Below are 26076 nucleotides of genomic sequence, written 5' to 3' on the forward strand. Positions count from 1 at the left end.
AAGGCGTATCGCTACCCGGCGACCCGGACGCCGACGGTCAGACCTCCAGTTCCATCCCGTCGTGACCGAACTCGACGCCGAGGTCGGCGTACTCGTCGGCCAGTTCGGCGTACTCGTCGGGCCGCCGCCGGTATATCTCCTCGATTTCGGTCAGGACGGTCCGGTCGGGTTCGACGGTCCGGACCTGTTCGAGCGTCTGGTCGAAGGTGGTCTGGTGGTCGGTCTCCTCGGTCCAGAGTTCGTCGGTCATGATGGGTTCGCCGTCGCCCGTCTCCCGGAAGTAGCCACACTCCTTGACCCAGCAGTCGAGGTCGTCGGGCACCTTGTCGAGGTCGAGGAACGTCGTCTCGTCGGGGAACACGAGCGCGCTCGACGCCGACTCACCGGGGTCGCCGTCGTCCCGGAACAGGTACCCCATCGCGGCGTCCTCGGGACCGTCGGGGTCGAGCGGTGCGCCGACGCCCGTCACCTCGACGCCGTCGCCGAGCGACATCGTCTCGCCGTCGGCGAGGAACTCGAACTCGGCGTACCCCCGGTCGTCGTACTGGGCCTCGATGTCCAGCGACTCGGCCATGCGGTCGTAGGTGGTCTCGCTCATCACCACGGTGGCGGGGTCCTCGTTGTCCCAGTTTTCGAGGGGGTACTGCGGGCGACCGATGGCCTGCACGACCCGCAGTCCCCCGACGTGGTCCATGTGGTGGTGCGAGAGGAAGATGTACTCCACGTCGCGCACGTCCTCGCGGTTCAGCATGGCCCAGATGGACTCGGGCGCGTCCACGACGGCGGCGGCCTCGTGGACGTACGTCGAGTTGCCGAGTCTAGCGTGGGGTCGGCCCTCCTCGCGGGCGGGGGCGCAGACGCGACAGTCGCAGGTCGGCATCGGGGTCTGGGAGTCGCCGCCCGAACCCAAGAGGGTGAGGTTCACGGCGGCGATACTCCGCGGTCGGCAAAGAAATCACCGGCAGGCCGCGAGCGACCGGCGGCTCCGGGTCGGGAACTGAATCCGTGCGGCGAGTCAGAGTCGCTTGCTCACGTACGGGCCGTCCTGATGGTAGCCCAACTTCTCGCGGTAGTACTCCCGGGCGCCGATGCCCGAGATGACGCTGACCTTGTCGTAGCCCGCGTCGCCAGCGATTTGCTCGGCCTTCCGCAGGAGTTTCTTGCCGTAGCCCTTGTGCTGCCAGTCGTGGCTCTGGTCGCCGACTTCGACCATCGGGCCGTAGACGTGGAGTTCCCGGACCAGCGCGGCGTTCTGGAGTTCGCGCCGGACCGGGTTTCCGGGTTCGCGCAGGCGGCAGAACCCTATCAGGAGGTCCTTGTCGGGGTCCTCGTAGCTGATGAAGTGTTCGGTTCCCCCGGCGGCCTCGTAAGTCATCACGTCGAGTTCGACGTTCTCGGGGTCCTCGTCGTTCATTCCGACCTCGCGACACCGGATGCAGTCGCAGGTCCAGCCGTGGTCCTCCATCTTCTGGCGGGCGAGTTGCCGGAGGTTCGACTTCCAGACGCCGGCGTCGATGAAGTCCGCGGGGATGTCCCGTTGGACCCGCTGGAGGCGGGTGTACTTCGGAATCATCGACTTGATTTCGGCGACCAACTCGGCGGCCTCCTCGTTCTGGAGCGGTTCGTACTCGTCACGGTGCCACCAGTCGTAGGTCGCGGTGCCCCGGACCACGAGCGTCGGGTAGATTTTCAGGTAGTCGGGCTTCCACTTCTCGTCTTCGAAGAGTCTGCGGAAGTCCTCCAGACACATCTCCTTGGACATTCCGGGCTGGCCGGGCATCATGTGGAAGCCGACCTTGAACGCCGAGTCCCGGAGGCGCCGGTTGGCGTCGATGGACGCCTGCACGCCGTGGCCCCTGTGCATCTCGCGGTTGATGCGCTCGTAGGTGGTCTGGACGCCGACCTCGACCTTCGTGCCGCCCAAGTCGAGCATGCGGTCTATCTGCTCGGGGTCGCACCAGTCGGGCTTGGTCTCGAAGGTGATGCCGATGGCGCGCACGTCGTTCCGTTCGTTCTCGGCGATGACGTCTTCGAGGTAGCGGAAATCGACCTCCTCGGGATCCTCGGCGAAGCTGACTCCCTCGGCGGGTTCCGGCTCCTTGGAGGTGTCGTAGTCGTTCATCGCCTCCAGCGCGCGCTTGACGAACCACTCCTGATAGTCGTGGGAGCGAGCGGTCATCGTCCCGCCCATCAGGATGAGTTCGACCTTGTCCACGGGGTGGCCGATTTCGCGCATCTGTTCGAGGCGGAGCGTCACCTGCCCGTAGGGGTCGTAGTCGTTCTGGACGCCGCGGGCGGCGGCGGGTTCGTGGCCGGTGTAGCTCTGGGACGACGAGAACTCCGACCCCGGTCCGCCGGGACAGTAGAGGCACTTGCCGTGCGGGCACTGGTGGGGACTGGTCATGATGGCGACCGGCGAGACGCCCGAGGCGGTCCGAACCGGCTTGCGCTGGAGGACCTCCCGTAGGTCCTCGCGGCGCTCCTCGGGCGCGTAGTCGAACAGTTCGGAGTTCTTCGGCACCTTCGGGGAGGAGTACTCCGAGCAGACCGACAGCTTCTCGCTCTCCAACTCGTCGCGCTCGACGTCGCCGTCGAGGATGCGCTCGACGAGTTCCTCGCAGACTCGCTCGAACGCCTCGGTCTCGGTGGCGTCCGGCGTCTCGGTACTCATTAGGTGCTAATTGGTCGGTTCGCCCGGATAAGAGTGTCGTCTACGACTACGCGCTGACGAGGAGTACCACATCGCGTCGCGTCGTCTCCCGGTGGTTTGCGAGACGGTCACGAAGCGGTCGAGTCCGGTTCTGCGCGCAACTTCCCGCCGGTCTGGTGCCAGAACACCCCGACGACCAGCGCGGCGACGACCAGAAACGCGCCGACCGACTGCGCCCAGCCGTGAGCGTTCAGATACACTCGATTCGGCACCATCACGACCGGAATCGCCAGCGTCGGCCAGAACCTCCGGTCCACGAGCGTCAGGTAGAGCGTCGGCACCAGCGCCATCGTGACGTGCCCCGAGAAGTTCCAGAACGGCGAGAGCGCGGCGTAGGGAATCGTCGCGACCACGAGCGCCTCCGCGTACCCCGGCACCAGCGACCCCCAGTCGTAGCGGTGCCAGAGCGACCACGTCACACCCGCCGTGACGAAGATACCGCCCGCGACCAGCGCGTCCACCTCCCAAGCGTTGCCCTTCGTCACCCGATAGAGGCTCTGACCCGTGACGAGGACGTACGCCAGCGTCGGAGCGAGCGAGAGGACGCCCGCGCCGAGGAACGCCGCGAGGCGGCGGACGAGCGCCGAACGGTCGGCGTCCCGCCGCGCCCACTCGCCGTAAATCAGGACGAGCGCCCCCGCGCCGACCATCACGCCCGGGTGGAAGACGTACGGGTAGAGTCTCATCGCCGTATCCAGCGCGCTCATGCCGCGAACCTACGCCGTCGCGCGGGAAAACCGCAGTGGCGACGGGACGAAAGTACGGACGGCCGCGAGCGTCGGTCGGTGGGTCGCGCCTCGGATGTGATGGTATCACGTCTCGAACAACTCTCAAATCCCTGTGTGACAATTGTCACACCACATGCCGAGCAGTCCCGACGGCCGACGACTCCGACGCGCCGCCGAGCGACGCCTCCCGTCGCGCCCGGTCGGGGTCTTCTACTGCTACGTCCTCTCGCGGTCGCTGGCGTTCACGGTGCCCATCTACGTCGTCTTCTACCAGTCGCGGGGACTCTCGCTGGCGGCGTTCGGCCTGCTCGAAGCGACCTACACCGTCGCGGTCCTCGGTTTCGAGTTCCCGACGGGCTATCTCGCCGACCGCATCGGCAGGCGAAACGGACTCGCTGTCGCCAACGCGCTGGGTGCGCTCGGCGCGGTCGGGTACGCGCTCGCCCACTCGTTTCCGGCGTTCCTCGCGGCGGTGGTCGTCCGGGCGGTCGGCGCGACGTTCTCGTCGGGCGCGTCGGACGCGTGGCTCTACGAGGCGCTGGCCGACGAGTCCGCCGAGGCCGAGTTCGCGCGAGTCTCGGGTCGGGCCCGGGCGCTCGGCCTCGCGGGGCAGGCGGGCGCCGCCCTCGTCGGGAGTCGGGCCTACGCCGTCAGCCACCTCCTGCCGTGGGTGCTCGACGCCGTTGCGCTGGTCGCGGGCGTCGGCCTGCTGGTCGCCGCGATGCCCTCCGAGCGCAGGCGGGACAACGTAGAGAATTCTGAAGAAAACGAAAATATGTCCGAAGGAAACACAGAAATGCCCGAGAGCGAAGGCCGCGACCCGGACCACCTCACCGTCGCGACGGCGGTGGCGGTCACGCGGACCGCGCTCGCGCGGCCCGGTCTCCGGTCGTTCGTGGCCTACACCGCGCTGTTCCTCGGGGTCGTCTCCGCGGCGCTCCTGTTCGTCCAACCCGTCAGCGTCGAGGTGCTTTCCGTCGACCCCGCGCGACTCGGGAGCGTCTACGCGGGACTGACGCTCGTCTCGGCGGTGGCCGCGAGTCAGACCGGCCGCGTCGAGTCGGTCGTCGGGGTCTCGACGTGGTTCCGAGTGGTGCCCGTTCTCGCCGCGGGCGGCCTCGTCGCGGTGCTCGTCGAACCGTGGCTCGCGCTCCCGCTCTTCTTCCTCCTGCGCGCGCTGGCGGCCACGTCGCGGCCGCTCGCCGACGGACGCATCAACGACGAAATCGGCTCGCTCGGTCGGGCGTCGGTCCTCAGCACCATCTCGATGCTCCGGTCGGTCGCGGTCGCGCCCCTCAAACTCGCGGCGGGCGCGCTCGCCGTCGCCGCGCTCCCGACGATGCTGGCGGCGCTCGGCGCGGTCCTGCTGGTCGGCGGCGGACTGCTGGCGCTCCGAGGACGGCCGTTCTCGGACGCCCGAGAAAGTATTTCCCGCTCCGACGCGAACGCCGACTAGTGAGCAACGACCACGTCACGAAGCCCGACGCCGGCGCGTTCGACGGGATGCACCTCGTCTGGAAGGCGTTCTGGCTCCTGTTCGGCGTCCTCTTCGTCCTCTTCTGGACGGCCGTGCTGCTCGGCGCGACGTAGTCCGCAGAAATAGGTGTCCGCTCGGTCGTCGGACCGTTAGAGTCGTTGGCTGATGGCCTCGACCACGGCGTCGAGCGCGGCGTCGCGCTCGCCAGCGAGGAACTCGATGGCTCCGTCGCGGGTGCCTTTCGCCGAGATGCCGGCCTCCGAGGCCTCCTCGGCGGCGGCCTCGGCGACGTCGCGGGCGTTGACCCGGCCGTCGCTCCGGACGTGAATCTCGTCCTCGTCCACGCCGAGCGTGACGTGTTCGTCGCCGGGCGCGCCGGCGGCGCCGAGTTCCCGGCGGTGAATCTCGTCCAGCAGGACGCCGGTCGGCGGGAAGTCGAAGCGGTGGGTGAACGCCTCGGTGTCCAGCACCGTGAACGAGACGCCGTTCGCGCCCCGGACCGAGAGGTTCGGTTCCACGGTGTCGAGTTCCGTCTCTAGTTTCTCGCGGAACTGCTCGCCGACGTGTTCGGCGAGGTCGCGCTTCTCGTGTTCGAAGAGGAGGTCGGTGATGAGTTCGCGCTTGTCCTCGTAGGACTGGTAGAACGCTTCGAGCGCGACGGCCTCGCGGAGCGCCGTGGTGTGGTCGGCGTCGTAGCCCGCGTCGGCGGCGAGGTCGGTGTAGTCCTCGGGCGTGTCGGCCCAGTAACTGACCGCCGGGAGGTGGGCCACGTCGTCGCGCACGTCGGCGTTGACGTGGGCCGCGACGTTCGCGCCGAGGACGCCGACCGTCAGGTCGCCGGCGTCGTTGCCTTCGAGGTTCGGGTTGACCGCCACGTCGGCGAGGTCGGCCACGCCCTCGTCGGGGTAGCCCGCGTCCACGGTGACCCGCGGCGCGTCGTAGATGTCGAGCAGTTCGAGACCGTCGCGCGACTCGTCGGTGCTACCCGCGGCGACGAGGACGAACAGCGGGAGCTTCTCGTCGTGGCGCTCGCGGTTCTCCAGCATGTTCGTCACGTCCTTGGTCGCGTCGGCCATGTCGTAGTCGCCGTCTTCGAGCGGTCGCCGGTCGAAGAAGTGGTACTCGGCGTCGCTCTTGGCGTGTTCGTCGCGCACCAGCGGGAGGACGGCGCGCTCGATGGCCGCGCCAGCGACGTAGCCGTCGGCGGTGGCGTTGTGCCGGACGATGACCGGCCGGGACTCCATGACCGCGCGCCGAATCTCCTCGGCGGCGTCGCGGATGCGACCGTGGACTGCGGCGACCGGTTCGTGGTCGGCCAGCAGGTCCACGTCGTCGGGTCGGGCCTCGCTCGTCAGCGCGGCTTCGAGTCGGGTCTCGACGGCCTTGCGGTCGTCGCCCTCCAACTTCTCCAGTTCGTCGGTCTCGACCTGCAGTTCGTTGTTCCGGAGTTCGACCACGCCGTCGAGTCGGACGAGGTCGCCCGTCTCGGCCTCGGGGTAGGCGCGGACGCCCGCCTCCACGAACGCGGCGCAGTCGACCGTCGCGGTCTCGTCGCGGACCTCGAAGACGGTCGGGCCGCTGGTCTGGCGCGCGCCGACGATTTCGCCCTCGATGCGGACTTCCTCGTTCACGCGGTCGCTCAGACTGTCGATTGTGACGCGAGCGCGCTCCGGTTCCGTCTCCGCCGCGTCGGCGTCCTCGGAGTCGTCAGCGGTGGCGGCGTCGGTCTCGGCGGCGTCGTCAGACTCGGCAGCGTCGTCGGCGGCGGACTCGGATTCGGTCGCGGACGCGGAGTCGTCTCCGCCGTCGGACTCGTCGGCGTCTCGCTCGGCGGGGTCGACCGTGCCGGCGCCGTCGGTCGTCGCCTGCTGGTCGCCGCTCTCGTCGCGGTCGTCGGCGTCCTCGGGGAGGATAGCTCCCCGTTCGGGGTCGTCGATTAGCTTGCCCCGGAACTCGCGCTCGGACTGGCGAATCGACCAGCCGAGGTCCACGTTGCCGTTGTCTCGGACGCCGGTGACTTCGACGAAGACGGTCTGGCCCTCGTCCCAGTCCAGCGAGTCGAGTCGCTGGTCGAGTTCGCTCTTGTGGAGGAGACCAGTCACTCGGTCACCGACGTTGACGAAGACGCCGAACTCGGCGAAGCCGTCGACAGTTCCGCTGTAGTACCGTCCGGGCGTCAACTGATTCGGGTTGTCGCCAGCGAATTCGAAGAGGACGTCCTGCTCGTGGCTATCGCAGATAGCGCCGTCGGCAGGAGTCCCGCAGATGATACAGGAACCCATCTTATACGCGAGAAATATAGCCCCGGCCTAAAACTGTTGTCGAAACTGGCCCGGCGAATCCGGACAAATTACTCCTCTTCGAAAGCGTCCGCGCCCGGCAGGTCGGCGACCCCCTCGTGGGTGCCCACGTACTCGGCGTCGGCGACCGCCTGCGCGAAGTTCTCGACGCGCCGATACTCCCGAATCGCAAGGACGTGGCCCTCCTCGACGGCGAAGACGATTTCGTCGGTCCCGTCGCGGTGCTGGTAGTGGTCGCCCTTCTGCGGGTCCTCGTGGTCGTGAGAATCGTCGGCCTCGTCGTATCCCATTCCAGTAGAACCCCAACGCCGAAGGACTTTAAACTTGACCGCAGATTTTGAACTTCTTCCCCGGTGTGGAACGCCTCGAAATCGACCGACGCGGAATCGACCGACTCGGGACTGACCGCCTCGGAACTGACTACCTTGAACCGACCGACGCGGAACCGACCGCCCTACTCGAAGACCGGACTGTCGTCTTCGAGCGCCTCGATGTCGTCGGCGATTTCGCGGACCTGCTCGGGGAACAGCGCCACCTGCACCTCGTTGCCCTCGTCGTCCTCGCAGACGAGTTTCACCCGCCTGTCGCCGAACTCGCGGGCCTCGGCCGACGCTACATCGAACAGTTTCGCGGTGCCGGACTTGTTCGAGGGACCGACGTTCTTGATGGCTCCGTCCTTCAGTTCGACCATGAAGTCGTCGAGGATGAGATTGAGCACGGGCCACCGTTCGACGGGCGTGGTCTTATAGGTGGAAGAATCGGTCTCGGAGAACAACTCCGAAACGGAGTTTCAGCGAAGAACGGGTGTCTCCGCGGCGGGCCGAGAAGGAGAGAGAAAAGCCGAGAGACTCACTCTCAGACCGTCACGCAGACCTTGGCGCCGAGTTCCGCGACCCGGAAACAGACCTCGTTCGCGTTCCAGACGACCAACTCCGCCAGCGCCGCGGACCCCCGGAAGCCGTAGCCGAAGACCAGCGCGGCGGGAATCGCGCCGGCGACGGCGGCCCGGAGCGTCGAGGTGTCGTGGACCGTCCGGAGACCCACGACGAACAGCACCGCGCCGTAGGCGGCGCAGGCGACCCGGAGCGTCGGCGAGGGAATCCCGGCGAAGACGCACGGCGCGGTGGCGTAGGCGATTACCTGCACGGTCTCGCTGGTCCCCGCGCGGTCGGGCACGACCGGCATCAGCAGGACGGTCTGGAGCGCGCCGGTCAGGTGGAGGACCGCGGGCGTGACGAACAGCGCCGCGAGCGCCAACCCGAACACCGCCGCGAGCGCGGGGCGGCCGCCGAGCGAGGGCGCCGCGCCGGGGACGAGCGCGAACCGGGTGGCCTCCTCTATCACCACGACCGTCATGGCGAAGACGAGTCCCGGCGCTTGGTCGCCCGGCGCGACGCCGTGCTCGAAGAACCTGCGGGGATTGGTGACGACTTCCAGCCACGCCCGGGCCAGCGCCGCGGGGCCGCGGTCCCGCCCGCCCGTCGGATTCTCGACCCACTGGGTCATTACGGTCGAACTAGTCGCCTCGGAGGGTATGACAGTTCCGACATCGGGCTTCGTACGACTCGTCGGCGCCGACCACGATGGTCGGGTCCTCGGCGTGGGCGGGTTCGCCGTCGACGAGTCGCTGGTTCCGGGTCGCGGGTTCGCCGCACTGGGCGCAGATGGCCTGATACTTGTCCACGTACTCCGCAAGCGCGACGAGGCGCGGCAGGGGCTCGAAGGGTTCGCCCCGGAAGGTCTGGTCGGTGCCCGAGACGACGACTCGCCGGTCGTCGTCGGCGAGGAACTCGCAGACCTCGACCAGTTCCGCCGAGAAGAAGTTGGCCTCGTCGATGGCGACGACCTCCTCGCCGTTCAGTTCCTCGGGGATGTCCCAGACGCCGTCGTCGGGGTCGACCACGGTCGCGTCCCACTGGCGACCGTTGTGCGACCCGACGGTCCCCTCGCCGTACCGGTCGTCGAGCGACGGCTTGAACGCCGCGACCTCTTGGCCCGCGATTTCGGCCCGGCGAAGCCGACGGAGCAGTTCCTCGGTCTTCCCGGAGAACATGCACCCGGTGACGACTTCGACCCACCCGCTGTTCGTGATTTTGTGCATGTCCGTTCTGCGCTCGGAGGAGGGTCAAAAGGGTTGCCGATTCGGGTCGGCGACGCGCGAGCGGGAACGACGAGTCACGCCGCCGACGGTTTCGGCGACGGGTCGTCGCGCTCCAGAATCTCGTCCACTATCTCGCCGAAGTCCGGTGCCTCTCGGTCGTACTCGGGTTCGTCGGACGGGTAGTGGGGAACTACCGGCATGGGTACCACCTTCTCACCGGACAGTTACGCGCCGGACCAAAATATCGTTTACTGTCACTTTCGCTACCGGCGCGACGCTAGCGTTGGGCGGTGTCGTCGTTCTCGGCGTCAGCGAGGGTTCGACTGCATCCGACTGCATCCCGTTCCCCGACCGCGCACCTTTTGTCCGAGGCCGGCGTGGCTTCGGTCGATGGAAGTCGCCATTCTCACCGTCGGCGACGAGGTACTCGCTGGCGACACCGAGAACACGAACGCGACGTGGCTCGCGAGCAGACTCACCGACTCCGGCGCGACGGTCGCGCGCATCCTCACGGTGCCCGACGACCGCGAACTGGTCGCCGACACCGTCCGCGAGTGGGCCGACGCCTTCGACGCGGTGGTCGTGACGGGCGGCCTCGGCGGCACGCACGACGACGTGACCGCCGACGCCATCGCCGACGCGTTCGACCGGGACCTCGTCGTCGAGGAGGCGGTCCGCGAGGACGTGATAGCGTCCGTGGCGGCGTACCGCGACGCCAACCCCGAGGAGGTCGAAGCCCACGACTTGGAACTCGACGTGGACGCGTGGGCGTCGCTCCCGGAGGGAAGCCGCGCGCTGATAAATCCGGAGGGGCTCTGTCCGGGGTGCGTCCTCGACAACGTCTACGCGTTTCCGGGCGTCCCCGCGGAGATGCGGGCGCTGTTCGAGCAGGTCGCCGGGGAGTTCGGGGGCGACGCCGTCTCGACCACGCTCTACACGCCCCAACCCGAGGCGTCGCTTCTGGACGCGGTGGCCGGCGTGCGCGACCGGTTCGACGTGACGGTCGGGAGCTACCCCGCCACGGACGAGCGAAACCGACTGAAAGTGACCGGCTCGGACGCCGAGACGGTCGATTCGGCCGCCGCGTGGCTGCGCGAGCGAGTCGAGGTCGTCGCGGAGAAATAAACCGAATCGCCGCGGAGGGACGAACCGAATCGCCGCGGAGGGACGAACCGAATCGCCGCGGAGGGACGAACCGAATCGCCGCGGAGGAAACTACGCCTCGCGCTCCCCGACCTTCACGAGCTGTTTACCGATGTTCTCGCCCTCGAACAGTCCGAGGAAGGCGTCGGGCGCGCTCTCCAACCCGTCCGTCACGGTCTCGCGGTACTGTATCTCGCCCTCGGCGACCCACTCGCCGAGTCGTCGAGTCGCCTCCTCGAACCGCGGCGCGAAGTCCCCGACGAGGAACCCTTCGACTCGCGCTCGCGTCTCGATGAGTTTGCCGAGCTTTCGCGGTCCCGTCGGCATCTCCTCGGCGTTGTACAGCGAAATCTGGCCGCAGACCGCGACGCGGGCGTCCACGTTGAGTTTCGAGAAGACGGCGTCGGTTATCGGGCCGCCGACGTTGTCGAAGTAGCTGTCGACGCCGTCCGGGGCCGCCTCGTCGAGCGCCGCGCGGTAGTCGTCGGTCTCCTTGTAGTTGATACCGGCGTCGAAGCCGAGGTCGTCTTCCAGGAACGCGACCTTCTCGTCGGACCCCGCGAAGCCGACGACGCGAGCGCCCGAGCGCTTGGCTATCTGGCCCGCGACGGAACCGACCGCGCCCGCCGCGCCCGTCACGACGAACGTGTCGCCCGCCTTCGGTTCGGCGACCTCGCGAGTGCCGAAGTAGGCGGTGCGGCCCGGCATTCCGAGGACGCCGAGCGCCGTCGAAATCGGACCGAGGTCGGGGTTCACCTCCTGCAGTTCGCTCCCCCGCGCCGTCGCGTAGTCGGCCCAGTGGAGGTTGCCCGTCACCACGTCGCCCGCCTCGAATCGACTGCCGTTGGACTCGACGACTTCGCCGACGACGCCGGCCCGTAGCGGGTCCCCGACCTCCCACGGGTCGGCGTACGACTCCCCGGCGTCCATCCGGCCGCGCATGTAGGGGTCGACCGAGAGGTAGAGCGTCCGAACCAGCACCTCGCCCGGTCCCGGTTCCGGCACGTCCTCCTCGACCAACTCGAACGTGTCTTCGTCGGGCGTTCCGTCGGGGCGCTTCGCCAGTAGGTACTTCCGGTTGGTGTCCGCCATGCTCGGACGAACGGCCGCTACCCGGAAGGGACCTGCGGAAGGGGCAGAGGTGGTCGGTTTAAACGCTACTCCACCGCCCCGACGTTTTCCTCGCTCTCCATCGTCGGCGGACTCGGTTCGATGTTGGCGTAGTGGACGACCTCTCGGCCGAGTTCCCGGACGCGTTCGGCCACGTCCTCGTCGGTGAACGTCCCGTCCCGAACCGCGGAGTGCGAGCGAGGCACCGCGGCCTGATGGGGCAGGACCCACGCGTCGAGGGCGCGACAGACCGACCGGAGATGTTCGAGCGCCGTGATTGGGAAACTCCCGCCCGACACCGCGAGCAGGCCGACCGTCTTGTGTTCGAACTCGTCGAACCCGCAGTAGTCGATGGCGGTCTTCAGCACCGACGAGTACGACCCGTGGTACATCGGCGTTCCGAGCAGAACGGCGTCGGCCTCCCGTACCTTCCGAGTCATCAGGGCCGCGTCCTCCGCCTCGTCGTCGGTGTCCGGGTCGTACGCGGGCAGGTCGTACTCGCGCAGGTCGAGCAGTTCGGCCTCGCCGCCCTCGGCCTCGGCGGCGTCGAGGGCGGTCTCCAGCGCGGTTCGAGTGACGCTCTCGTCGCGCAGGCTTCCGCAGATGGCGACGACGTGCGGCGTCTCTGGCATACCAACGTCCTCGGAGGCGAGCGCCAAATATGTGGGTGGCTGGCGCGCCCGAGACGGCGAACACTCTTGTCGATAGGAACACTACGACCGCGCCAATGGACACGACTGGGTCATCGCGACCGTCTGCCGACCCGATATCCGTCCTCCTCGCGGGACCGGACCGGTGGAGCGAGCGACTGCGCTCGACGTTCGCCGACGACGACGCGTTTTCCGCCCGAACCGTCTCGACCGTCGAGCAGGGCGTTTCGGCGGCGACCGACCGACGCGTTCGAGTCGACTGCGTCGTGGGTGCCGGGCGACTCGACGCGGCGGCCGGTCTCGACCTTTTCGCGGCCCTCCGGTCGCACGGCGTCGCCGTTCCCTTCGTGCTGGCACCGGCCGACGGGAGCGAATCGCTCGCCAGCGACGCTATCGCGGCGGGCGTCACCGATTACCTCCCGGCGGACGCCGACGAGGCGACGCTCCGGCGTCGGTGCCGGAAAGCGGTCGAGCGGTGCGACGAGGAGCGCCGACGGAGCGAGCGCGCCGACCAGTTCGAGTCGTTCTTCGCCACGCCGGACCAGTTCAGCGCGGTCCTCGACGCCGACGGGACCGTCGTCCGGGTGAACCGGGGCGCGCTCGACGCGCTGGGACGCGACGAGAGCGCCGTCGTCGGCAAGCGGTTCTGGGGGCTTCCGTGGACGGACGACTCGTCCCGAGACCTCCAGCGGGCGATTCACCGCGCTCGCCGGGGCGAGTACGCCGACTTCGAGGCCGGACTGCCGGGCGACGGCGCGGCCCGGTTCGAGTTCACGGTCCGGCCCGTCACGGACGGCGGAGACGGTCGTTTCAGTGTCGACGGGGGCGACCGCCCCGGTGTGGCCGACGGCGAAACGGACCGGTCCGAGGGGAACGACATCGAAGCGGACCGCCTCGTCGTGACGGGCCACGAAGTCGCCGAGCGCGTCCGACTGGAGGAGGAACTCCGCGAGTCCGAGGAACTCCACCGGGTCACGCTGAACAACATGACCGACACCGTCCTCGTCACCGACGACGACGGCGAGTTCACCTACGTCTGTCCGAACGTCCACTTCATCTTCGGCCACAGCGCCGAGGAGATTCACGACCTCGGGACCATCGACGCGCTCCTCGGCGAGGACCTCTTCGACCCCGAGCGACTCGACGCCGAGGGCGTTCTCACCAACATCGAATGCACCGCGACCGACAAGGACGGCCGGGAACACACCCTGCTGGTCAACGTCCGGCAGGTCTCGATTCAGGGCGGGACGACTCTCTACAGTTGCCGGGACATCACGAAGCGAAAGCAGCGCGAGCGGGCGCTCACGCAACTCCACCGGACCAGTCGGGGTCTTCTCTACGCCGAGACGAAACCCGAGATAGCCGACCGCGTGGTGTCGGACGCGGCCTCGATTCTCCCGTCGGCCGCCGCGGCGCTCTACCGGTTCGACCGGGGGGAGAACGTCCTCTACCCGACGGCGGTCTCCGACGAGTTCTCCGAACTGGTCGGGGCGCTCCCGGACTTCCGCCTCGACCGCGAGAACCCCGTCACCCGGGCCTTCGTGGAGGACGAGACCCGGACCTGCGACCTCGGAGGCCGGGCCGACCGCGCCCCGCAGTCGCCCTTCTCGACGCTCGGCGACTACGTCGCCGTCCCGCTGGGCGACCACGGGGTGTTCGTGGCGGCCGCCGCCGAGGAGACCTTCGACGAGGTGGCCGAGGAGGTCGCGGAGCTGCTGGCCGCGACGACCGAAGCGGCGTTCGACCGGGTCGAGCGCGAGAGCGAACTCCGGGAGCGCGACCGGGCGCTCCAGCGACAGAACGAGCGACTCTCGCAACTGAACCGGGTCAACGAGTTCATCCGCGAGATAGACCAAGCGCTCGTCGGCGCGGAGTCCCGCGAGAAGATAGAGGCGGCCGTCTGCGAGCGACTGACCGCCGACGACCGGTTCGCGTTCGCGTGGATAGGCGAGACCACCGCGCTGAACCGGACGCTCCGGCCGCGAGCGTGGGCCGGGGACGACCGCGGGTATCTCGACGGCGTGCCCTTCGAGTTCGACGGCGACCCGGAGGCCGTCGAACCGAGCGTCCGGACCGCCGAGAGCCGGGAGGCGACGCTCGTCTCGAACGTCGCCGAACACCTCCGGGCGGGACAGTGGGGCAAGGAGGCGGTGTCCCGGGACTTCCAGTCGGTGCTGTCGATTCCGCTCGCGTACGACGACGTGCTGTTCGGGGCCCTGACGGTCTACGCCGACCACCCCGACGCTTTCGACGAGATGGTCCGGTCGGTCCTCCGGGAACTCGGCGACACCGTGGCGTCGGCCATCAACGCGGTCCAGCGCAAGGAGGCGCTCCGGAGCGACACGGTGGTCGAACTCGAGTACCGCGTCACCGACGCGAGCGCGGTCCTCTCCCGACTCGCCGACGAGACCGGCGCGTCGCTGGAGGTGGAGGGCGACGTGGTCGGCGACGACCAGACGACGCTCGTGTTCGCCACCGTCGAAGGCGCGCCCCTCGACCGGGTGGTCGCGGCGGCCGACGAGTCGGTCGGCGTCGCGGACGCGGAGTCGATTCGGGAGACCGACGAGGGCGGCCTCGTGGGACTCCGACTGCGCGAGGACTTCGTGACCTCGGTCCTCGCCGACCACGGAGCGGTCCTCCGCCGCTTCCGGGCGACGCCGAAGGGCCTCTCGCTGACCGTGGACGTGCCCGACTCGGTCACGACGCGGTCGATAGACGAGGTGGTCTCGAACACCTACGACGCGGCCGAACCGGTCGCACAGCGAGAGCGGACGCGGGCGCTGGACACGCGGGGCCGGACCGGGCAACTCCGCGACGACCTCACCGAGCGACAACTGGAGGTCGCCCAGATGGCCTACCACGCGGGGTTCTTCGACGCCAAGCGGGACGTGACCGGCCGAGACGTGGCCGAGATGCTCGACATCTCCCACACCGCGTTCTACGACCACGTCCGGCGAATCCAGCGGAAACTGTTCGCGTCGCTGTTCGAGAACCGGCCGCGACCGACCGAGGTTGAATAGTAAACGGGGGTGGCGAGCGGTACGGGTTACTATTCAACCAATCCGGCCATGAGGTGGTAGGGCTTAAGCAAAAATTACCGAATGAAAACCCGAGACCCGGAGTACGACGCGGACGAGGAGTACGAGTACGAGTGTCTGAACTGCGGCGAGGTAGTGAGCGCGGCCAGTTACCCCGGCGGTTGCGAGAACTGCGGAAGTTCGATGCGAAACCGGGGAATGCCCTGCGAATAGCTCATCCATGGGAACGAATACGCTCGACGACCCCGACGCGGAGGAGTACTCGGAGACCGAATCGGCGCTCGAAACCGCCCTGCGACAGCTCTCGGCGGCGGCCACGCACGTGGACGTGGACGAAGGCGTCATCGAACGCCTCAAGCACCCGACGCGGGTGGTCGAAGTCGGCGTTCCGTTGAAGCGCGACGACGGGAGCGTCGAGGTGTTCACGGGCTACCGCGCCCAGCACGACGACGTGCGCGGCCCGTACAAAGGCGGCCTGCGCTTCCACCCCGACGTGACGGCCGAGGAGTGCGTCGGGTTGTCGATGTGGATGACGTGGAAGTGCGCGGTGATGGACCTGCCGTTCGGCGGCGGGAAGGGCGGCGTCGTGGTGAACCCGAAGGACCTCAGCACCCGCGAGAAGGAGCGACTCACCCGGCGGTTCGCCGAGGAGATTCGGGACACCATCGGGCCCAAGCGGGACATCCCCGCGCCCGACATGGGCACCGACGCCCAGACGATGGCGTGGTTCATGGACGCCTATTCGATGCAGGAGGGCGAGACGACGCCCGGCGTCGTCACCGGCAAACCGCCCGTCATCGGCGGGAGCGAGGGCCGCGAGGAAGCGCCCGGCCGGTCGGTCGCAATCATCGCCCGCGAGGCGCTCCGGTACTACGACAAGACCGTGGACGAGGCCACCGTGGCGGTCCAAGGGTTCGGGAGCGTGGGCGCGAACGCCGCCCGCCTGCTCGACGACTGGGGCGCGAACGTCGTCGCCGTCAGCGACGTGAACGGCGCGGCCTACGACACGACGGGCCTCGACACCCACGCGGTGCCCTCCCACGAGGAGCAACCCGAGGCCGTGATGCAGTACGACGCGCCGAACACGCTCACGAACGAGGAGGTACTCGAACTCGACGTGGACGTGGTGATTCCGGCCGCCGTCGGCAACGTCGTCACCGCGGACAACGCCGACGACGTGCAGGCCGACATCGTGGTCGAGGGCGCGAACGGGCCGACTACGTCGGCCGGCGACAAGGTCCTCGAAGAGCGCGGCGTCCCCGTGATTCCGGACATCCTCGCGAACGCGGGCGGTGTCACCGTCTCGTACTTCGAGTGGTTGCAGGACATCAACCGCCGCCAGTGGTCGCTCGAACGCGTCAACGACGAACTCGAATCCCACATGCTCTCGGCGTGGGACGACGTGCGGGCCGAAGTCGAGGCCCGCGACCTGAGTTGGCGCGACGCCGCCTACGTCGTCGCACTCGAACGCGTCGGCGAGGCGAAATCCAGCAGAGGCCTCTGGCCGTAGGACGCGCGGTCGGACGACGCTGACGAAGCGAATTCCGGAGACGGCGGGCGCATCGGGTTCGCTTCGAGAGGGAATTAGGGATTTGCTTGCTCGGACGAACGCCGATGCGCCGGGTCAGGGGCGGGCGGTGCGGTCGGTCATCTTTTGCGGTCGTCACTCGCCGGAGAGGGCGGTCACGCGCCCGACGAACAGCGGCGTCTCTGTCGGGCGGTCGCGGATGTAGAACAGGAACGGCCGGTTCACCCGCATCTCGACCTGCTTGGCCGGGGCGTCCTCCGCGATTATCGCGGCCGTCGCGGCCGCCGCCTCGGTGCCGCGCTCGTCGACCGACACGAAGCTCTGGTGGACGATATCGCCGACGAACAGGTCGTCGCCCGCCGCCTCGCTCATGCCGCTCAGGTCCGCGGACGGCGTGAACGCCTGCGTCACGCCGAGCGACTGCATCGCCTCCACGAGACCGAACGACGATTCGACCTCGAACTTCGGGAGCGCGAGGTCCACCAGCGCGTCGGTCGTCCGGTCCAGCATGGTGGCGAGTCGGTCCACAGTCAGCGACTGCTCGAACGCCTCGAACTCGCCCTCGGCGGGGAGGACGACGACCATGCTCGTCTCGCCGTTGGCGTAGGGAAGTTCGACCAGCTGGTGGCCGTCGATTTCGGCGTACTGGGTCTCTATCGACTTGTGCATCGTCGGCACCCGCGCGGTCGAACCGCCGAGCGACGCGAACGGTCGGTCCTCGGTCTCGTCCTCGGAGAACGGAATCTTCCACCGCGCCGAGAAGTAGACGGCGTTGGTCAGCACGAGGCGGGTCGTCGAGTCGATGGACCCCCGCGGAATCAGGTCGTCGATGCGGTCCTCGGTGTGGTCGGCGACCCACGCGTTGATTCGCTTTCGGGCCTCCTCGGGCGACCCCCGGAAGTCCGCGAGTTGCAGGCCCGCGCCGTAGTAGGCGTCGAGCAGGTCGAGGAACGCCTCGCGGAACGGGAACCCGTCCTGCCCCCACACCGCGTTCGCCGCGGTGAACTCGAAGGCCGGACCCGCGTCCGCTTCGCGTTCGGTCATCACCCGTCCGCTGGCCTCCTTTCCCTCGGCGTTCCGTCGCTCGAACTCGGCCGCCAGCGACGCGAACGCGGGGTGGAGGTCCTCCCGGTCGAGGACGAAGTGGAGCGCGTCGGCCATCTCCGCGGCCGTCTCGCCGCGGGCACCGGCGTAGGTCATCGCCAGCGCGACCGAGACGCTGTAGGGCGAGAGAAAGAGGTTCGGGTCGTCGCGCTGGTCGCGAAGGACCGCCAGTAGGTCGAGCGCGAACGCGACGTTCCCCCGAATCTGGTCGGCGAGAAGGCCCTCGGAGATTTGGGGGTCGGTCACCGGGTCGATTTCGGGAAACGGCGGCGCGTCGAGGTCCTCGAACCCGGGCGATTTCTCGGTGGTCGTTCCGGGCGTCTCGTCGGTCGGCGATTCGCTCGCGGAGGTGTCGCTGGTCGGCGGGTTCGTCTGCGGGTCGTCGCTTCCGGTACATCCCGCGAGTCCCGCGAGGAGGGCACCGGACAGCGCGAGGGTTTCGCGGCGTCGGAGAGTCACGGGCGAGGCTTCCACGGGTCGGGATAAACGCTTTCGGTAGGGTGAAGCGGGCGTTTCAGTTACGGGTCGAAACGAGAAGCCGAATCGGACTCAGCGGCGGAGGCGGGCGACGAGTTCGTCGCTCGCGTCGCCGCGCTCGGTCTCCACCAGTCCGTCGTCCGAGAGGTCGGTCAGGAGTCCCTCCAACCACGCCCGGCCGTACTCTCCCTCCGGCGCGTAATCGACCCTGACGCGCGGTCCGAGTTTCGACAGCGGGAGTTCGTCGTACTCCTTCAGGACGGAGATGACCTTGCCGCGGAACTGCCTGCGACTCCCCTCGAAACTCGGCTGAGTCGGCACGTCGGGCGCGGTGAAGTCGCCGGTCTCGTAGGCGTGACACCACTCGCGCCACGGGCATCCCGCCGAATCGCACTTCGGCGTCTGCTCGCAGGCCACCCCGCCCAACTCCATGATGGCGTTGTTCCAGACTCGGGACTCGCCTTCGGGCATCGCCTCGCTCGCGGCCGCCTCGAATAGGGCGTCGTCGTCCGGAACGTCGAAGGCCCGGTGGAGGACGCGCTTGACGTTGGTGTCCACCACGGCGTCGCCGTTGTTGAAGGCGAAAGAGGCGACGGCGTTCGCGGTGTAGGGACCCACGCCCATCAGGTTCTGGAGTTCGTCGGGCGACTCGGGGAACTCGCCGTCGTACTCGGTCACGACCTGTTCTGCCGCCTCGTGGAGGTACTTCGCCCGGTTGTTGTAGCCGAGACTGTGGTCGGTCCAGAATCCCACCACGTCGGCGCGGTCGGCGTCCGCGAGCGCCTCGGGAGTGGGCCACTCGTCGAGGAACGCCTCCCACGCCGTCACGACTCGGCCGAGTTGGGTCTGCTGGCTCATGACCTCCGAGACCAGAATCTCGTAGGCGTCGTCGGTCTCGCGCCACGGGAAGTCGCGGTGGTCGTCCTCGTACCACGAAATCAGGGCGTCGCGGACCGCCGGGAGGTCGTCGGGCAGCGAGTAGTCGGCGTCGTCCGATTCGCTCATTGGCGCGGGGTAGGGACGACGCGGATAAAGGGACGGCGGTTCGGTTCGTCTCCGGGCTACTGGAGCGCGCGCTCCCGGACTTCTCGGGCCTCCTCGCCGAGTTTCTCGCTCGGCCGGTGCGTGTTCCGACCCATCGCCTCGTTTCCGGGACACTTCTGCGTCAGGCCGGTGACGGTCAGCACCGCGCCGACGGCGAACGCGCCGGCGGTCACCGCCGGGCGAAGTCGGGCGGTCCCCTGAAGCGACGCTACCGAGAGCACCACCAGCAGCGGTCCGAGCGTGATTCGAATCCCCTCGTCGAGTCCTCCAACGTTCTTCTGCATGTGTGACCCCGAACCACGGGACGACACCGCGACACTTGAAGGTGGGTGTCGGTCGAACCGGTCGGGCGAATCGGCCGAGTGCGGGTCGAAGCGAGGTCGATTTATGCGACCACGCCGTCACCGACGACACGTGACGGTCGCACGTTCGATGACGCTGGTCGGGGCCACGCTCGTCCTCGCCGGTCTGGCGATGACGCTCTACGGAGTCACCGGTCTGTTCGCGGTCGGCGGCGCGCTGTTGGTCGCCGGCGCGCTCGCCTCGTTCTCGCTGTCGCCCGAGTCGGAGTCCGGCGGTGCCGAGTGTCCGGAGTGCGCCGCGAGGAACTGGGCCGACAGGAGCCAGTGTCGGGAGTGCGGCGCGGACCTCCGCTGACTCGGCGTGAGGACGCCCGGCGACGCGACCAGTCGAAAGGCGTTTCCGCCGCGCCGCCAATCCTCCGGGCATGAGTCTCGACGACCTACAGGACGACGTGGAGGGCGAGTACGCGGACCTCGGCGAGGAACTCTCGGTGTCGCTCGACGGCGAGACCCGCAACGAACTGGCGCTGCTGAACGCCGCGCTCGACACCGACGAGACCGACGAACTCGTCCGCCGGGCGGTCCACATGCTCTTTCAGCGCACGGTGGACACCGGGAATCTGGACTTCCACCTCCGGAGCGGCTACGACGTGACCTACGACGAGTACCTCTCGGGGATGACCTACGACGAGATGACCGGCGGCGGCCAGTCGTTCCCCCAGCAACAGCAGAAGGACGACCGACGTTACCAGTTCTGAGGCGCTTTCGAGGACGTTCGGTCCGCGACTCTCGGCGATTTCTCCGTTTCGCGAGTGCCGACAGTCCACGGACTCCTGCGAACCGTGAGAGTTCTCGACGACCTCTGGCGTCGAACGACGGCACGCCGATAACTGGAACGACGGCGCGCCGGTAGCTGACTCCCGAACCCGAAGGGACAGACCCAAAACCGCGCCGGAAGTAGACCCACGACGAGACGGTCCCACTCATGCCACATTACGAGGGCGTCCACGCCCACCCCGACGGCGACAGCACCGCGGCGCGCTTCGCGGCCACCGCCGCGCGCTACGACTTCGACGGCGTCGTCGTGCGCAACCACAGCGACTCGACCGTCGACTGGGACGAGACCGACGCCGAGCGAATCCGCGAGGAGTACGGCGTGGACGCGGTGGACGCCATCGAGATTCGGGCCGAGAACCCCGACGTTGCGGCGGGCCACGTCGGTAACTACCGACCGAAGTGTACGGTGCTGGCGCTCCACGGCGGGACGAACGCGCTGAATCGCTTCGCGGTCGAGTCCGACCGCGTGGACGTGTTGGCCCACCCGATGCGCGGTCGGGGCGACTTCAACCACGTGCTGGCGAAGGCCGCGGCCGAACACGGGACCCGCGTGGAGTTCGACCTCTCGCGGGTCCTGCGCGACGACGGCGGGCCGCGCGTGCAGGCCCTGCAGGACCTCCGGAAACTCCGCGAGATAGTCGAGCAGTACGACGCGCCCTACGTCGTCAGCGCGAACCCGACCAGTCACCTCCAGATGCGCGCGCCCCGCGAGTTGGCCGCGGTGGGCGAGGCCGTGGGCTTCTCGGGCGACCAGATTCGGGCCGGGTTGGCGGAGTGGGCCGCGCTCGCCGAGCGAAACCGCGAGCGCATGTCCGACGAGTTCATTGCACCGGGAGTCAAACGCGGCAGGTATGAAGAAGACGCTTGAGGAACACGCCTCGCGCTTCGACGAGGTAGCGGGCGAGTACGACGACAGTCAGAACGACACCGAGGAGTACCGCGCCGCCGTCTCGCTGGTCGTAGACCACGCGAACCCGGACGACAGCGACACCGTGGCGGACCTCGGCACCGGAACCGGGGCCATCGCGCTGGCGCTGGCCGAGGACGCGGGGCGGGTCGTCGGCCGCGACATCAGCGAGGGGATGATGGAGCGGGCCCGCGAGAAAGCGGAGGAGCAGGGCATCGAGAACGTGGAGTTCGGCGAGGGCCGCTTCCGCGACCCGAACGTGGACGAAGCGGACATCGTCGTCTCGAACTTCGCCATGCACCACCTCAGCGACGAGGAGAAGGTCGAGGCCATCGAGGCCATCGCCGAGTTGGGTCCCCGGAAGTTCGTCCTCGGCGACGTGATGTTCTTCGGCGAACCGAACCCCGACGAACCGTTCTACAGCCCCGAAGTCGACGACCCGTCGACGGTCGGACACCTCGCGGACGCGTTGACCGACGCCGGGTTCGCGCTGACCGCGGTGGAGCGAGTCCACGACCAAGTGGGCGTGCTGGTGGCCGAACGCGGGGAGTCGACGGACGCGTAATCGACCGTCGGAGTTCCGGAACTCGGAGGTGCCGGCGGGCACCGCTGACAAACATATATCTTTCTCTTACGTGTGTTCTTATTTCCAAAAGACTCTTTCGGGAGTCTCTACCGCCTCGTCGGCCGAAACGAGATTTCGGCCGCGACGCTACTCCTCGGTGTCGTACGGTTCCCCGACGGCCGACGGCACGCGCGTGTACCCGACCAGATTCAGCACGACCAGCACCGCGACGTAGGGGAACAGGCCGACGATACTCCCCGGCAGCGAGATACCGACCGTCTGGAACTGGACCTGTAGCATGTCGGTCGCGCCGAACAGCAGCGACGCGCCGAACGCGCCCAGCGGGTTGTAGTTGCCGAACAGGTACGCCACGATGGCAATCCAGCCCCGACCGTCCACCATCGTCACGCCCGTCCCGGTGAACCCGCTCCCGATGCCGATGGAGAGGACCGCGCCGCCGAGGCCCGCCATCGCGCCCGAGAAGACGACCGCGGCGTAGCGCACCCGGTTCACGTCCACGCCCGCGGTGTCGAGCGCCTCCGGGTTCTCGCCCGCGGCCTGCACCCAGTAGCCGTAACGGGTGCGGTAGAGGACGACCCACGCCGCGACGGCGACGAGGACGGTGAACAGCACCAGCGGCGAGGCGTCGAAGAGCAACCGGCCGAGGACCGGCACCTCCGCCAGCAGGGGCACGGTCACGTTGTCGATGTTCGGGAGCGACGGACTGGAGACGCCGCCCCAAAGGACGGTGGCGGTGAACGGGCCGAAGCCGAGACCGATGAACCACACCGCGAGTCCCGCGACTATCTGGTCGGCCTCGTACCGGATGGTCAGCACGGCGAAGAGCAACGTCAACAGCGTGCAGACTCCGACCGCGGCGAGGATGCCGACCCAGAGGTCGGGTTGCCCGACCGACCCGCTCCCGGCCGAGAGCCACGCCGCCCCGGCGGCCGAGAGCGCGCCGAATATCATGAACCCTTCCAGCCCGATGTTGAAGACGCCGCTCTTCTCGGCGTAGAGGCCGCCGATGGCCGCCAGCGCGATGGGCGTCGCGGCCCGGAGCGCGCGCTCGGCGGTCCCGACCGTCAGCAGGTCGGCCACCGGAAGGTCGAACAGCGCCGCGAGGACCGCCAGCAGGACGAGTGCGAGCGCGGTCCCGCCGATTCTGCGTCGGTTCCGCGCGGCGTAGTCGGCGACGCTCACCGGCCGTCACCTCCGTCGGACTCGGCCCGACGTACTGGGGACTCCGACGAGCCTCGACCCCCGAGACCGGTCCGCCGGGCGGCCATCCGGAACAGTTCCGGCACCGCGACGAACAGCACGACGAGACCGACCACGCCGTCGACCAACTCCGGGGGCACGTCGAGCGTGAAGCCGATGTACTGGCCGCCCGCGTCGAGGCCGCCGAACAGCAGGCCGGCGGGGACGACTCCGAGCGGGTTGTTGGCCGCGAGCAGACTCACCGCGATGGCGTCGAAGCCGAACCGCGGGAACGTCGAGGGGTCGCTGTAGTAGCCCAGAATCATGATAGTGAACACCGCACCGGCCAGTCCGGCCACCATCCCGGAGAAGGTCATCGTGGCGACGACGTTGCGCTCGGGGTCCACCCCCGAGTAGGCCGCCGCGGGTTCCTGATAGCCGCTGGTCACGAGGTCGTAGCCGAACCTCGTGCGGGCCATCACGACGTAGACGACGAGGACCGTCGCCAGCGCCGCGCCGAGACCGACGACCGAGAACGACGCGCTGTCGAAGACGACCGACGGGAGCGCGACGTACTCGGGGAACGTCTCGGTGTTGGGCGCCGACGCGCCCGCCGGCCGGAGGTAGCGGTCCACCACGAAGAAGACGACCCCCGACGCGATGAAGTTGAGCATGATGGTCGTGATGACCTCGTTGGCGTCGGCGTAGGCCTTCATCATACCGGGGAGCGCCGCGTACGCGCCGCCGGCCGCAATCGCCGCGAGCGTGCCCAGACCCATCAGGAGGACGCCACCGACCGCGCCGCCGGGGAGGTGGGGCGCGAGGAACAGCACCGTGACGGCGGTGGCGAACCCGCCGACGACGAACTGGCCCTGCACGCCGATGTTGAACACGCCCGCCCGGAACGCGACGGCGACGGCCACGCCCGCGAGGATGAGCATCGTGGACTGGCGCAGGGTGAACGCGAGGTTCGAGGTGGTTCCGAACGCGCCGTACACCAGCGACGAGACGAACTCGACCGCGTCGTACCCCGACGCGGCCACGACGACCGACCCGAGCAGGAGCGCCAACAGGGTCGCGGCGACCGCGATGGCGAACCGCTCGACCACCGTCGCGCGGAGCATCCGGTCGGCCGCCCGGTCGAGGGCCGCGCGGGCACCGGGGGCGTCGCTACTCACGGTTCGACACCCCGTCGGTCGCAGACCCGGCGCTCTCGTCGGTCGGCGACTCCGTTACTGACTCGGTCGCGGGGTCGGCGGCCGACTCGACTGTCTCGCCGCTCGCCTCGACGGTGCGCCCGGCCATCAGCAGGCCGAGTTCCTGCTCGTCCACGTCGTCGGGGTCCACCACGTCCACGAACTCGCCCTCGTACATGACCGCGACGCGGTCCGAGAGCTTCCGAATCTCGTCGAGTTTCGACGAGACGAACAGGACCGCGGTGCCCGCGTCGCGCATCTCCAGCAGGCGCTCGTGAATGAACTCGATGCTCCCGATGTCCACCCCGCGGGTGGGGTGAGAGGCGACCAGCAGACTCGGTTCGTGTTCGAGTTCCCGGCCGACCACGAACTTCTGCTGGTTGCCGCCCGACAGCGACGCCGCCTCGGCGTCGGCGTTCGGCGGTTGCACGTCGTACTCGGCGACGATGTCCTCGGCGTGGTCCCGGACCGTCCCCCAGTCGACGAACCAGCCGTCGACGAACGGTTCGATGGTCTGGTTGCCCAGCAGGGCGTTGCGGACGAGGTCGTAGTCCTGCACCAGTCCCTCCTCCTGACGGTCCTCGGGGACGTAGGTGATGCCCGACTCGATACGCCGGCGGCGACTCGTCTCGGTGATGTCCTCGCCCTCGAAGGTGACGGTTCCGGCGTCCACCTCCCGGAGGCCGGTCAGCGCCTCCACGAGTTCGGCCTGCCCGTTCCCCTCGACGCCGGCGACGCCGAGGATTTCGCCCTCGCGGACGGCGAGGTCCACGCCGCCGACCTGTTCGAGGTCGCGGTCGTCGCGGACCCGCAGGCCATCGACCGAGAGCGTCACGTCGCCCGGCGTGGTCTCGCGTTCGGGGTAGTCGAACAGCACGTCCCGGCCGACCATCATGCGGGCGAGTTCCTCTCGGGAGGTCTCGGCGGCGGCCACGGTGCCGACCGCTCGCCCGTCGCGCAGGACGGTGATTTCGTCGGCCGCTTCGAGCGCCTCGTCCAGTTTGTGAGTGATGAAGATGAGCGACCGGCCGCGGTCGGTGAGTTCGTCCATCACCTCGAACAGGCTCTCGACCTCCTGAGGCGTCAGGACGGCGGTCGGTTCGTCGAGGACCAGCACGTCGGCACCCCGATAGAGGCTCTTGACGATTTCGACGCGCTGTTGGACGCCGACGCCCAACTGCTCGACCCGAGTGTCCAGAAACCGGTCCACGTCGAACCCGTAGGTCGAACAGATGTCCTCGATGTCCGACCGGGCGCTCGACTCGTCCACCAGTCCGTTCACGGACGGCTCGTGGCCCAAGACGACGTTCTGGACGACGGTCATGGTGTCCACAAGCTGAAAGTGCTGGTGAATCATCCCGACTCCGGCGTCGATGGCGTCGCGGGGCGAGTCGAACTCCCGACGCTCGCCGTCCACGAAGATGTCGCCCGCGTCGGGGTCGTAGAGACCGTAGAGGACGCTCATCAGGGTCGTCTTGCCGGCCCCGTTCTCGCCGACGAGCGCGTGGACCGACCCCTTTTCGAGCGAGAAATCGACGGCGTCGTTGGCCGTGACGTCGCCGAATCGCTTGGTGATGCCGTCGAGTCGGACGGCCGGCGCTTCCGTGTCGCTCATGGTCATGGTATGTGTTTCCGTATCATAAATAACGGCGAGGTGGC

General features: G+C 68.4%; 27 protein-coding genes. 10 read left to right on the plus strand and 17 right to left on the minus strand.

Translation table 11 applies throughout. The features are described from left to right. Positions 1–37: 37 nt before the first annotated feature. The 3 genes from M0R89_RS00855 to M0R89_RS00865 form a co-directional block, all read right to left on the minus strand. Positions 38–925: an MBL fold metallo-hydrolase gene (locus M0R89_RS00855; RefSeq protein WP_248650679.1), complete on the minus strand. Its 888-nt coding sequence runs from the start codon at positions 923–925 to the stop codon at positions 38–40. A gap of 90 nt (positions 926–1015) precedes the next feature. Next, positions 1016–2671 carry a tRNA uridine(34) 5-carboxymethylaminomethyl modification radical SAM/GNAT enzyme Elp3 gene (locus M0R89_RS00860; RefSeq protein WP_248650680.1) on the minus strand — a complete coding sequence of 552 codons (1656 nt, stop codon included), beginning with the start codon at positions 2669–2671 and terminating at the stop codon, positions 1016–1018. 107 nt (positions 2672–2778) lie between these two features. Next, positions 2779–3417 (minus strand): phosphoesterase, encoded by a 639-nt coding sequence (locus M0R89_RS00865; protein ID WP_248650681.1) that lies wholly within the window; start codon positions 3415–3417, stop codon positions 2779–2781. A 154-nt stretch (positions 3418–3571) separates the two neighbouring features. Here M0R89_RS00865 and M0R89_RS00870 point away from each other — a divergent pair, with 154 nt between their 5' ends. Continuing rightward, the gene (locus M0R89_RS00870) at positions 3572–4894 is read left to right on the plus strand and encodes an MFS transporter (protein WP_248650682.1); all 1323 of its coding nucleotides are present in this window, start codon (positions 3572–3574) and stop codon (positions 4892–4894) included. Beyond that, a complete protein-coding gene (locus tag M0R89_RS23275; RefSeq protein WP_256478445.1) occupies positions 4894–5028 on the plus strand; it encodes a hypothetical protein in 135 nt (44 codons plus the stop codon). The genes M0R89_RS00870 and M0R89_RS23275 overlap by 1 nt, the downstream gene beginning before the upstream one ends. Before the next feature lie 36 nt (positions 5029–5064). Here the strand turns inward: M0R89_RS23275 and M0R89_RS00875 are convergent, their stop codons facing one another. The 6 genes from M0R89_RS00875 to M0R89_RS23280 form a co-directional block, all read right to left on the minus strand. Continuing rightward, on the minus strand, positions 5065–7197 hold the full coding sequence (locus M0R89_RS00875; RefSeq protein ID WP_248650683.1) for a DHH family phosphoesterase: 2133 nt from the start codon (positions 7195–7197) through the stop codon (positions 5065–5067). Between the two features lie 68 nt (positions 7198–7265). Next, positions 7266–7505, minus strand: coding sequence for a hypothetical protein (locus M0R89_RS00880; protein ID WP_248650684.1), 240 nt, complete (start codon positions 7503–7505; stop codon positions 7266–7268). Positions 7506–7669: 164 nt separating this feature from the next. Further along, positions 7670–7933 (minus strand): hypothetical protein, encoded by a 264-nt coding sequence (locus M0R89_RS00885; RefSeq protein WP_248650685.1) that lies wholly within the window; start codon positions 7931–7933, stop codon positions 7670–7672. A gap of 137 nt (positions 7934–8070) precedes the next feature. Beyond that, complete coding sequence (locus M0R89_RS00890) at positions 8071–8721, minus strand: YIP1 family protein (RefSeq protein ID WP_248650686.1); 651 nt, start codon at positions 8719–8721, stop codon at positions 8071–8073. A gap of 10 nt (positions 8722–8731) precedes the next feature. Next, a complete protein-coding gene (locus M0R89_RS00895) occupies positions 8732–9316 on the minus strand; it encodes a thymidine kinase (RefSeq protein WP_248650687.1) in 585 nt (194 codons plus the stop codon). Between the two features lie 74 nt (positions 9317–9390). Further along, positions 9391–9516, minus strand: coding sequence for a hypothetical protein (locus M0R89_RS23280; RefSeq protein ID WP_256478446.1), 126 nt, complete (start codon positions 9514–9516; stop codon positions 9391–9393). Between the two features lie 190 nt (positions 9517–9706). Here M0R89_RS23280 and M0R89_RS00900 point away from each other — a divergent pair, with 190 nt between their 5' ends. After that, complete coding sequence (locus M0R89_RS00900) at positions 9707–10441, plus strand: competence/damage-inducible protein A (RefSeq protein ID WP_248650688.1); 735 nt, start codon at positions 9707–9709, stop codon at positions 10439–10441. A gap of 90 nt (positions 10442–10531) precedes the next feature. Here M0R89_RS00900 and M0R89_RS00905 read toward each other — a convergent pair whose 3' ends face one another. Together M0R89_RS00905 and M0R89_RS00910 are read right to left on the minus strand one after the other, a co-directional pair. Next, a complete protein-coding gene (locus tag M0R89_RS00905; RefSeq protein WP_248650689.1) occupies positions 10532–11551 on the minus strand; it encodes an NADP-dependent oxidoreductase in 1020 nt (339 codons plus the stop codon). Positions 11552–11616: 65 nt separating this feature from the next. Further along, positions 11617–12201, minus strand: a complete 585-nt coding sequence (locus M0R89_RS00910; RefSeq protein ID WP_248650690.1) for an NADPH-dependent FMN reductase — start codon at positions 12199–12201, stop codon at positions 11617–11619. Between the two features lie 95 nt (positions 12202–12296). On the opposite strand from M0R89_RS00910, the gene M0R89_RS00915 reads away from it, so the two are divergent. From M0R89_RS00915 to gdhB, 3 genes are all read left to right on the plus strand, one after another. Further along, positions 12297–15239 (plus strand): bacterio-opsin activator domain-containing protein, encoded by a 2943-nt coding sequence (locus tag M0R89_RS00915; RefSeq protein ID WP_248650691.1) that lies wholly within the window; start codon positions 12297–12299, stop codon positions 15237–15239. Between the two features lie 81 nt (positions 15240–15320). Next, positions 15321–15470, plus strand: a complete 150-nt coding sequence (locus M0R89_RS00920) for a rubrerythrin-like domain-containing protein (protein ID WP_248650692.1) — start codon at positions 15321–15323, stop codon at positions 15468–15470. Positions 15471–15477: 7 nt separating this feature from the next. After that, positions 15478–16767: a glutamate dehydrogenase GdhB gene (gene gdhB, locus M0R89_RS00925; protein WP_248650693.1), complete on the plus strand. Its 1290-nt coding sequence runs from the start codon at positions 15478–15480 to the stop codon at positions 16765–16767. Positions 16768–16920: 153 nt separating this feature from the next. Here the strand turns inward: gdhB and M0R89_RS00930 are convergent, their stop codons facing one another. From M0R89_RS00930 to M0R89_RS00940, 3 genes are all read right to left on the minus strand, one after another. Beyond that, entirely contained in the window at positions 16921–18348 is a 1428-nt protein-coding gene (locus tag M0R89_RS00930; protein WP_248650694.1) for a serpin family protein, read from the minus strand. Positions 18349–18438: 90 nt separating this feature from the next. After that, complete coding sequence (locus tag M0R89_RS00935; RefSeq protein WP_248650695.1) at positions 18439–19371, minus strand: HhH-GPD family protein; 933 nt, start codon at positions 19369–19371, stop codon at positions 18439–18441. 56 nt (positions 19372–19427) lie between these two features. Continuing rightward, complete coding sequence (locus tag M0R89_RS00940) at positions 19428–19694, minus strand: YgaP family membrane protein (RefSeq protein ID WP_248650696.1); 267 nt, start codon at positions 19692–19694, stop codon at positions 19428–19430. A 130-nt stretch (positions 19695–19824) separates the two neighbouring features. Between M0R89_RS00940 and M0R89_RS00945 the strand changes: the two genes are divergently transcribed. From M0R89_RS00945 to M0R89_RS00960, 4 genes are all read left to right on the plus strand, one after another. After that, on the plus strand, positions 19825–20067 hold the full coding sequence (locus tag M0R89_RS00945) for a hypothetical protein (protein WP_248650697.1): 243 nt from the start codon (positions 19825–19827) through the stop codon (positions 20065–20067). Positions 20068–20137: 70 nt separating this feature from the next. Next, positions 20138–20470 (plus strand): ribbon-helix-helix protein, encoded by a 333-nt coding sequence (locus M0R89_RS00950; RefSeq protein ID WP_248650698.1) that lies wholly within the window; start codon positions 20138–20140, stop codon positions 20468–20470. A gap of 227 nt (positions 20471–20697) precedes the next feature. Next, a complete protein-coding gene (locus M0R89_RS00955; RefSeq protein ID WP_248650699.1) occupies positions 20698–21417 on the plus strand; it encodes an RNase P subunit p30 family protein in 720 nt (239 codons plus the stop codon). Continuing rightward, a complete protein-coding gene (locus tag M0R89_RS00960) occupies positions 21401–22021 on the plus strand; it encodes a class I SAM-dependent methyltransferase (RefSeq protein ID WP_248650700.1) in 621 nt (206 codons plus the stop codon). Before M0R89_RS00955 ends, M0R89_RS00960 begins: the two co-directional genes overlap by 17 nt. A gap of 147 nt (positions 22022–22168) precedes the next feature. Here M0R89_RS00960 and M0R89_RS00965 read toward each other — a convergent pair whose 3' ends face one another. The 3 genes from M0R89_RS00965 to M0R89_RS00975 are packed head-to-tail and all read right to left on the minus strand — an operon-like array spanning position 22169 to position 26032. After that, the gene (locus tag M0R89_RS00965) at positions 22169–23224 is read right to left on the minus strand and encodes an ABC transporter permease (RefSeq protein WP_248650701.1); all 1056 of its coding nucleotides are present in this window, start codon (positions 23222–23224) and stop codon (positions 22169–22171) included. Beyond that, on the minus strand, positions 23221–24399 hold the full coding sequence (locus tag M0R89_RS00970) for an ABC transporter permease (protein ID WP_248650702.1): 1179 nt from the start codon (positions 24397–24399) through the stop codon (positions 23221–23223). Before M0R89_RS00970 ends, M0R89_RS00965 begins: the two co-directional genes overlap by 4 nt. Beyond that, entirely contained in the window at positions 24392–26032 is a 1641-nt protein-coding gene (locus tag M0R89_RS00975) for an ABC transporter ATP-binding protein (RefSeq protein WP_248650703.1), read from the minus strand. The genes M0R89_RS00970 and M0R89_RS00975 overlap by 8 nt, the downstream gene beginning before the upstream one ends. Positions 26033–26076: the final 44 nt, after the last annotated feature.

It is taken from the genome of Halorussus limi (assembly GCF_023238205.1).
Taxonomy (GTDB): Archaea; Halobacteriota; Halobacteria; order Halobacteriales; family Haladaptataceae; genus Halorussus; species Halorussus limi.

What these genes read in the sequence shown, in the direction of transcription:
- gdhB (WP_248650693.1), top strand. Translation starts at nt 15,478, where the DNA reads ATGGGAACGAATACGCTCGACGACCCCGACGCGGAGGAGTACTCGGAG.
- M0R89_RS00955 (WP_248650699.1), top strand. Translation starts at nt 20,698, where the DNA reads ATGCCACATTACGAGGGCGTCCACGCCCACCCCGACGGCGACAGCACC.
- M0R89_RS00920 (WP_248650692.1), top strand. Translation starts at nt 15,321, where the DNA reads ATGAAAACCCGAGACCCGGAGTACGACGCGGACGAGGAGTACGAGTAC.
- M0R89_RS00895 (WP_248650687.1), bottom strand. Translation starts at nt 9,316, where the DNA reads ATGCACAAAATCACGAACAGCGGGTGGGTCGAAGTCGTCACCGGGTGC.
- M0R89_RS00910 (WP_248650690.1), bottom strand. Translation starts at nt 12,201, where the DNA reads ATGCCAGAGACGCCGCACGTCGTCGCCATCTGCGGAAGCCTGCGCGAC.
- M0R89_RS23280 (WP_256478446.1), bottom strand. Translation starts at nt 9,516, where the DNA reads ATGCCGGTAGTTCCCCACTACCCGTCCGACGAACCCGAGTACGACCGA.
- M0R89_RS00860 (WP_248650680.1), bottom strand. Translation starts at nt 2,671, where the DNA reads ATGAGTACCGAGACGCCGGACGCCACCGAGACCGAGGCGTTCGAGCGA.
- M0R89_RS00975 (WP_248650703.1), bottom strand. Translation starts at nt 26,032, where the DNA reads ATGAGCGACACGGAAGCGCCGGCCGTCCGACTCGACGGCATCACCAAG.
- M0R89_RS00940 (WP_248650696.1), bottom strand. Translation starts at nt 19,694, where the DNA reads ATGCAGAAGAACGTTGGAGGACTCGACGAGGGGATTCGAATCACGCTC.
- M0R89_RS00935 (WP_248650695.1), bottom strand. Translation starts at nt 19,371, where the DNA reads ATGAGCGAATCGGACGACGCCGACTACTCGCTGCCCGACGACCTCCCG.
- M0R89_RS00950 (WP_248650698.1), top strand. Translation starts at nt 20,138, where the DNA reads ATGAGTCTCGACGACCTACAGGACGACGTGGAGGGCGAGTACGCGGAC.
- M0R89_RS00905 (WP_248650689.1), bottom strand. Translation starts at nt 11,551, where the DNA reads ATGGCGGACACCAACCGGAAGTACCTACTGGCGAAGCGCCCCGACGGA.
- M0R89_RS00880 (WP_248650684.1), bottom strand. Translation starts at nt 7,505, where the DNA reads ATGGGATACGACGAGGCCGACGATTCTCACGACCACGAGGACCCGCAG.
- M0R89_RS00960 (WP_248650700.1), top strand. Translation starts at nt 21,401, where the DNA reads ATGAAGAAGACGCTTGAGGAACACGCCTCGCGCTTCGACGAGGTAGCG.
- M0R89_RS00865 (WP_248650681.1), bottom strand. Translation starts at nt 3,417, where the DNA reads ATGAGCGCGCTGGATACGGCGATGAGACTCTACCCGTACGTCTTCCAC.
- M0R89_RS00870 (WP_248650682.1), top strand. Translation starts at nt 3,572, where the DNA reads ATGCCGAGCAGTCCCGACGGCCGACGACTCCGACGCGCCGCCGAGCGA.
- M0R89_RS00915 (WP_248650691.1), top strand. Translation starts at nt 12,297, where the DNA reads ATGGACACGACTGGGTCATCGCGACCGTCTGCCGACCCGATATCCGTC.
- M0R89_RS00900 (WP_248650688.1), top strand. Translation starts at nt 9,707, where the DNA reads ATGGAAGTCGCCATTCTCACCGTCGGCGACGAGGTACTCGCTGGCGAC.
- M0R89_RS00875 (WP_248650683.1), bottom strand. Translation starts at nt 7,197, where the DNA reads ATGGGTTCCTGTATCATCTGCGGGACTCCTGCCGACGGCGCTATCTGC.
- M0R89_RS00890 (WP_248650686.1), bottom strand. Translation starts at nt 8,721, where the DNA reads ATGACCCAGTGGGTCGAGAATCCGACGGGCGGGCGGGACCGCGGCCCC.